Here is a 1,510-nt window from a genome sequence, read left to right on the forward strand (position 1 = left end):
TCCGGAGGTCTCGATCGCCGATCTCGTCGCTGACCCGGCGTATCGGTAGCACGAACAACCGCCACCGGATCAGCGACGAGATCGGCGATCGAGACCTCCGGATCGGCAATACGGTTCACGAAGGACGAATTGGCGCCATTCTCCAACAGGCGGCGGACGAGATAGGCGAGCAGCGTCTCGTGCGTGCCGACGGGCGCGTAGATGCGGCAGGGGCGGTTCAGCTTGTCCGGGCCGACCACCTCGTCATACAGCGGCTCGCCCATGCCGTGGAGGCACTGGAACTCATAGTCGCCGATCGTGAATTCGGGGCCAGCCATGGCGTGAACGGTCGCCAGCGTCTGGGCATTGTGCGTGGCGAACTGCGGAAACACCGCATCGCGGTTCGCCAGCAGGCGGCGGGCACAGGCGAGGTACGACACGTCGGTGTGGATCTTGCGGGTGTAGACCGGAAAGTCGGCCTGACCATCGACCTGCGCGCGCTTGATCTCGGCATCCCAATAGGCGCCCTTCACCAGCCGGACCATGATGCGGCGGTTCGCGCGGCGGGCGAGATCAACGATCCAGTCGATGACGAACGGGCAGCGCTTGCCATAGGCCTGGATGACGAAGCCGAGGCCGTTCCAGTCGGTGAGATCGGGGTCGAGCGACAGGCTTTCGAGCAGGTCAAGCGAGAGTTCGAGCCGATCGGCCTCCTCCGCGTCGATGTTGAAGCCGATGTCATAGCCCTTGGCGATCAGCGCGAGCGCGCGGACCTTGGGCAGCAGCTCGCCCATGACCCGGTCGGCCTGTGCGCGGGCGTAGCGGGGATGGAGGGCGGAGAGCTTGATCGAGATGCCGGGACCGGCATAGACGCCGCGGCCGGCAGAGGCCTTGCCGATGGCGTGCACCGCCGTCTCATAGTCGCGGTAATAGCGGTCGGCGTCGGCGACGGTGGTCGCGGCCTCGCCCAGCATGTCATAGCTGTAGCCGAAGCCGCGCGCCTCCAGCGGGCGGGCGCGCTTCAGCGCTTCGCCGATCGTCTCGCCGGTGACGAACTGTTCGCCCATCATGCGCATCGCCATGTCGACGCCGCGGCGGATCACCGGCTCGCCGGCGCGGGCGATGAGGCGGGTAAGCGCGGCGGCGAGGCCGCGATCGTTGACGCTATTGGTCAGCTTGCCCGTCACCACCAGGCCCCAGGTGGCGGCATTGACGAAGAGCGAGCGGCCGTCGCCGATATGGCTGCGCCAGTCACCGCCGGCGATCTTGTCACGGATCAGCGCGTCGCGGGTGTCATCGTCGGGGATGCGGAGCAGCGCCTCAGCAAGGCACATCAGCGCCACGCCCTCCTGGCTGGAGAGGGCATATTCCTGCACCAGACCCTCGACGCCAGTGCCCTTGTGCTTGGCACGAAGCGCGGTGATCAGCGTGGTGGCGGTGGCCAGAGCCTGTGCCTTGATGGCGTCCGGCAGCGTGGCTTCATCGAGCAGCGGGGCGAGCGCCTCCGGCTCGGGACGGCGGGTGGCGGCGG

General features: G+C 67.6%; 1 protein-coding gene. It reads right to left on the reverse strand.

Translation table 11 applies throughout. The features are described 5' to 3' along the window. The coding region (locus AX702_RS12160) for a proline dehydrogenase family protein (protein WP_197420589.1) at positions 1 to 1,510 on the reverse strand (1,510 nt) is incomplete at both ends.

The sequence above is a fragment of the Sphingomonas sp. CCH5-D11 genome (assembly GCF_001557395.1).
Classification (GTDB): domain Bacteria; phylum Pseudomonadota; class Alphaproteobacteria; order Sphingomonadales; family Sphingomonadaceae; genus Sphingomonas.